Source organism: Streptomyces sp. NPDC005070 (assembly GCF_053600395.1).
Window position 1 is genome coordinate 1 of sequence record NZ_JBSFZS010000259.1, and the last position, 5,334, is coordinate 5,334.

The 5,334-nt window shown below is 68.5% G+C and carries 5 protein-coding genes and 1 riboswitch; of the genes, 2 read left to right on the forward strand and 3 right to left on the reverse strand.

Translation table 11 applies throughout. From position 1 onward, the window contains the following. Positions 1-136: 136 nt before the first annotated feature. The 3 genes from ACWEBX_RS37090 to thrC form a co-directional block, all read right to left on the reverse strand. The gene (locus ACWEBX_RS37090; protein WP_005315736.1) at positions 137-340 is read right to left on the reverse strand and encodes a cold-shock protein; all 204 of its coding nucleotides are present in this window, start codon (positions 338-340) and stop codon (positions 137-139) included. Positions 341-781: 441 nt separating this feature from the next. Next, on the reverse strand, positions 782-1,057 hold the full coding sequence (locus tag ACWEBX_RS37095; RefSeq protein WP_355977534.1) for a MoaD/ThiS family protein: 276 nt from the start codon (positions 1,055-1,057) through the stop codon (positions 782-784). Next, the gene (thrC, locus tag ACWEBX_RS37100) at positions 1,054-2,352 is read right to left on the reverse strand and encodes a threonine synthase (protein WP_451889143.1); all 1,299 of its coding nucleotides are present in this window, start codon (positions 2,350-2,352) and stop codon (positions 1,054-1,056) included. Before thrC ends, ACWEBX_RS37095 begins: the two co-directional genes overlap by 4 nt. Positions 2,353-2,369: 17 nt before the next feature. Then, a riboswitch (SAM riboswitch) is annotated at positions 2,370-2,526 on the reverse strand. Between the two features lie 205 nt (positions 2,527-2,731). Between thrC and ACWEBX_RS37105 the strand changes: the two genes are divergently transcribed. Continuing rightward, positions 2,732-3,676 (forward strand): glucosyl-3-phosphoglycerate synthase, encoded by a 945-nt coding sequence (locus tag ACWEBX_RS37105; protein ID WP_451889144.1) that lies wholly within the window; start codon positions 2,732-2,734, stop codon positions 3,674-3,676. A 78-nt stretch (positions 3,677-3,754) separates the two neighbouring features. Further along, entirely contained in the window at positions 3,755-5,215 is a 1,461-nt protein-coding gene (locus ACWEBX_RS37110) for an alpha,alpha-trehalose-phosphate synthase (UDP-forming) (RefSeq protein ID WP_451889145.1), read from the forward strand. Positions 5,216-5,334 lie beyond the last annotated feature (119 nt).

Genomic DNA, 5,334 nt, shown 5'->3' on the forward strand with positions numbered 1-5,334 from the left:
GGCCGAAGGTGTAGTAGAGTCGGCCGGAGATCACACTGGCCGCGTTGCCACTGGAAAGGTAGCCCTCCACACCGTCGGGCACCTTGAGCGGGCGAGCCCCTCGTGCGTGAGTGAGTCGGTGGTCGTTCGCGCCCGATCAGACGGCGAGTTTGACCATGTCCGCCTGCGGACCCTTCTGGCCCTGCGAGATCTCGAACTCCACTCGCTGACCCTCTTCAAGGGTGCGGTAGCCGTCCATCTGAATCGCGCTGTAGTGCACGAAGACGTCCGCACCACCGTCGACCGCGATGAAGCCGTACCCCTTCTCCGCGTTGAACCACTTGACGGTGCCCTGAGCCATGCCTAACTCCCCTATTACTGGCCCTTGCACAGATCCACACTTCGCGGATCCGGGTCAGACCTCACCCCCCAACGGTTGGGGGTGTGCGCCGGAACGCGTCGACCGCGGCTGAATGTATCTGTCCAACTGCCCTCTGCAACAGGTCAATCGGACGAGAATTCTGGGCATGGCCGATCAATGATATGCGGAGAATGCGCAAGGATTCAGGGCAAGTCGGGCCCCGTAAATGCCATAAAATGCCCAAAAAGGTGAGCCATTTTGGCTACTTCTTGTCGCCCGCCGAACGGTCACTCATATGCGTCCGGCATGAAACCAACATCAAAATTGGAGCGACTTCCCCAACTCTAGCGCGTTCAACCCTACAGAATTGCCCCCTCCGCTTGTCTTACGGAGGGGGCAATTATGTGAACGCAATGTGTTCGGCATTACCGAGGGTAACGATCAGCCTCCGGCGACAGCCGGAATGATCGAGACGCCCACGCCGTCCGGAGTCGCCGTCTCCAGGCCCTGCTCGAAGCGCACGTCGTCGTCGTTGACGTACACGTTGACGAAGCGGCGCAGCTTGCCCTGGTCGTCCAGGACGCGCGCGGCGATGCCCGTGTGGTTCTTCTCCAGGTCGCCGATGACCTCGGCGAGGGTCGCGCCCTCGGCCGTCACCTCGGCGGCGCCACCGGTGTAGGTGCGCAGGATGGTGGGGATGCGGACGTTGACGCTCATGATGCGAGGCCAGCCTCTCGGAAGGAGTCGAGGTTCGGGCGGATGGTCGCGGTCAGCCCGGTGTCGGAGGCCACGGCGTCCAGGGTCTTGAGGCCGTCGCCGGTGTTCAGCACGACCGTCGTGAGGGCCGGGTCCAGGAGACCGTTCTCGATGAGCTTGCGGGTGACACCGACGGTCACACCGCCCGCCGTCTCCGCGAAGATGCCCTCGGTGCGCGCGAGCAGCTTGATCGCGTCGACGATCTGCTCGTCGTTCACGTCCTCCACCGCGCCGCCGGTGCGCCGGGCGATGTCGAGCACGTACGGACCGTCCGCCGGGTTGCCGATCGCGAGCGACTTGGCGATCGTGTCCGGCTTCTGCGGCCGTACGACGTCGTGGCCGGCCTTGTAGGCGACGGACACCGGGGAGCAGCCCTCGGCCTGGGCGCCGAAGATCTTGTACGGCTTGTCCTCGACGAGCCCGAGCTTGATCAGCTCCTGGAGTCCCTTGTCGATCTTCGTGAGTTGGGAGCCGGAGGCGATCGGCACGACGAGCTGGTCGGGGAGCCTCCAGCCGAGCTGCTCGCAGATCTCGTACGCCAGGGTCTTGGAGCCCTCGGCGTAGTAGGGCCGCAGGTTGACGTTGACGAAGCCCCAGCCCTCGCCGGCCGGGTCGCCGATCAGCTCGGAGCAGAAACGGTTCACGTCGTCGTAGTTGCCCTCGATGCCGACGAGCTCGCCGCCGTAGACCGCGGCCATGACGACCTTGCCCTGCTCCAGGTCGTGCGGGATGAACACACAGGAGCGGAAGCCTGCGCGGGCCGCCGCGGCGCCCACCGCTCCGGCGAGGTTGCCGGTGGAGGAGCAGGAGAGGGTGGTGAATCCGAAGGCGCGGGCCGCTTCGATGGCCTGGGCGACGACGCGGTCCTTGAAGGAGTGCGTCGGGTTGCCGGAGTCGTCCTTGACGAAGAGCTTTCCGGCGTCGACGCCGAGCTCGCGGGCGAGGTTGTCGGCCTGGACGAGCTTGGTCCAGCCGGGGTTGATGTTCGGCTTGTCCGCCACGTCCGCGGGGACGGGCAGCAGCGGCGCGTAACGCCAGATGTTCGCGGGTCCCGCTTCGATGCGCTTGCGGAGTTCCTCGGTGTCGTAGGCCGAGAAGTCGTAGGCGATCTCCAGCGGGCCGAAACACTCCTCGCAGGCGAAGACCGGGCCGAGCGGGACGCGGTGTCCGCACTCGCGGCAGGAAAGCGCCGCGGCCGGTCCGAGGTCCACCGCGTCGGCGGAGTTCGTGGTGCTTGCAACTGTCTGCGCAGCCATGGAGGCGAGGCCCTTTCTCCTCATCTTCCTCACGGCGCACTTCGCCGTGAGACGGATTTGGCACCTTCCCTAGCCGGGAGCCTCGCGACGCGATCGACATCGATCGGTACGAGACCGGCTGGAGGGTTGCCGGGGCTTCATCGGGCCGTATCCCTCTGCCCCTCTGGATGAGCGGTATTTGATTGTTGAACTGTTGAACACGATACGCGCCGACGATCCAGGACATGCGATGGTCATGCGCGTTGTTCAAGACTGTAACCGAAGGCCAGGACAGTTGAGATAGTCGTCCGAACCGCGAGACGACGGCAATCGATCTGCCGCTGGCCGCAGCGGGCACGCCGATGAGAGCGTGTGATCAGACAGTGAGGAGCCGCAGACGGTGCTGAGAGAAGTCGAAAGCTGGCTGAGCACACGCTCCTGGTCCGCGACCGACCGCCCGCTCCACAGGATCATGGCAGCCAAGCGCGTCACCGGGTCGACGGTGAGTGTCGTGCTGCCCGCGCTCAACGAGGAGGAGACGGTCGGAGAGATCGTCGCGATCATCCGCCACGACCTGATGCAGCAGGTGCCCCTCGTCGACGAGATCGTCGTCGTCGACTCCGGCTCGACCGACCGCACCGCCGCGGTCGCCGCCGCCGCTGGCGCGCGTGTCGTGCACCGCGACGACATCCTCCCGCGGATCCCGGCCGTGCCCGGCAAGGGCGAGGTGCTGTGGCGGTCGCTGCTCGTGACGAGCGGGGACATCGTCTGCTTCATCGACGCGGACCTCAAGGAGTTCTCGTCCGACTTCGTCTCCGGGATCGTGGGCCCGCTGCTCACCGAACCCGGCGTCGACCTGGTCAAGGCCATGTACGACCGCCCGCTGGCCGGCGGCGGCGGGCAGGGCGGCCGGGTCACCGAGCTGATGGCCCGCCCGCTCCTGAACATGCACTGGCCGCAGCTCGCGGGCTTCGTCCAGCCGCTCGGCGGCGAGTACGCGGCCCGCCGCTCGCTGCTCGAACAGCTCCCCTTCCCGGTCGGCTACGGCGTCGAACTGGGCATGCTCGTCGACTCCCTGCACCTGGTGGGACTGGACGCCCTCGCCCAGGTCGACGTCGGGGTGCGCAAGCACCGCCACCAGGACGGCCAGGCGCTCGGCCGCATGGCCGCCGCGATCTACCGCACCGCGCAGCTCCGGCTGGCGCGCGGGCACCTGATCCGCCCCGCCCTCACCCAGTTCGAGCGGGACCGCGACGGTTTCCGGCCGCGCACGTACTCCGTGGACACGGAGGAAAGGCCGCCGATGAGCGAAATCTCCGAGTACCAGACGCGCAAAGCCGCGTAGTCCGGCGCCGACGGCCGCCGATCGCATACGGCCGAAGGGCGCGTTTGAGCGTTTCGAGACGGGGCTAGGTTTCGAGGCATGGCTTCAACGCACGGTGCCCACAGGATTCTGGTCGCCTCCAACCGCGGCCCGGTCACCTACGAGGTACGGGAGGACGACTCGCTGCACGCCAGACGCGGCGGCGGCGGTCTCGTCTCGGGACTCTCGGCGATCGGGCCGGACGCGGGTGCCCTCTGGATCTGCTCCGCCCTCGGCGACGGCGACCGGGAGGCCGTCCGGCGCGGAGTCCACGAGGACGGCGTACGCATGCTGGCCATCGACGCCGCCACGCACGCCGACGCGTACAACGGCATCGCCAACTCCGTGCTGTGGTTCGTGCACCACCTGCTCTACCAGACCCCGCTGGAGCCGGTCTTCGACGCGGAGTTCCGGCGCCGGTGGGAGTCGTACCGGACCTACAACCGCGCCTTCGCCGAGGCACTGGCCGAGGAGGCGGCCGACGGCGCGGCCGTGCTGGTCCAGGACTACCACCTGTGCCTGGTGCCCGGGATGCTCCGCGAGCTGCGCCCCGACCTGCGCATCGGTCACTTCTCCCACACTCCGTGGGCGCCCGAGGACTACTTCCGGATGCTCCCCGACGACATCCGCGCGGAGCTGATGGCGGGCATGCTCGGCGCGGACCGGGTGGCCTTCCTGACCTGGCGGTGGGCCACCGCCTTCATGCGCTGCGCGGAGGGGACCGAACCCGGCCGCTACCGCGCCACCGGGACCTCGGGCGGCGCCCCCCGGACGATCGAGCACCTGGAGGGCGCCCTGCCGCCGGTGCGCGAGACCCGCGTCGGCGTGCACGGCCTCGGCGCGGACGCCGAGTTCCTGCGCGAGCGCTCACACCGCGCGGACGTCGGGGAACGGATGGCGGCGCTGCGCGAGGAGATCGGCGCGGACCGCAGGACGATCGTGCGCGTCGACCGGACCGAGCTGTCCAAGAACATCGTGCGGGGACTGCTGGCGTACCGGCAGCTCCTCGACGACCGTCCCGAGTGGCGCGAGCGGGTCGTCCACGTGGCGTTCGCCTATCCGTCACGGCAGGACCTCGCGGTGTACCGGGACTACACGGCCGAGGTGCAGCGGCTCGCCGACGAGATCAACGAGCGGTACGGAACGCCCGGCTGGACCCCGGTGGTGCTGCACGTGAAGGACGACTTCGCGCGCTCGCTCGCCGCCTACCGGCTCGCCGACGTCGCCCTCGTCAACCCCATCAGGGACGGCATGAACCTCGTCGCCAAGGAGATCCCGGTCGTCTCCGACGAGGGCTGCGCGCTGGTGCTGTCCCGGGAGGCCGGGGCGTACGAGGAACTGGGCGAGGACGCGATCTCCGTGAACCCGTACGACGTGACCGGGACGGCGCGGGCGCTGCACGAGGCACTCGGCATGCAGCCGGGCGAACGGGCGGAGCGCACCAAACGCCTGGCCGCCGCGGCCACCGCCCTGCCCCCGGCCCAGTGGTTCCTGGACCAGCTCCACGAGCTGGAGAGCTGAGGAGGAACGGGCGGCGGTCGCGGGTCCGGTCCGGTGGGTGGGTCGGGGCCGTGCCGGTGCATCAGCCCGTCGCCGTTGGGTGAGGGGTGGGCGTCGGTGGCGACGGGCATCGATGTACC

Coding starts and splice junctions, on each gene's coding strand:
- ACWEBX_RS37090 (WP_005315736.1), bottom strand. CDS start 340: ATGGCTCAGGGCACCGTCAAGTGGTTCAACGCGGAGAAGGGGTACGGC.
- ACWEBX_RS37095 (WP_355977534.1), bottom strand. CDS start 1,057: ATGAGCGTCAACGTCCGCATCCCCACCATCCTGCGCACCTACACCGGT.
- thrC (WP_451889143.1), bottom strand. CDS start 2,352: ATGGCTGCGCAGACAGTTGCAAGCACCACGAACTCCGCCGACGCGGTG.
- ACWEBX_RS37110 (WP_451889145.1), top strand. CDS start 3,755: ATGGCTTCAACGCACGGTGCCCACAGGATTCTGGTCGCCTCCAACCGC.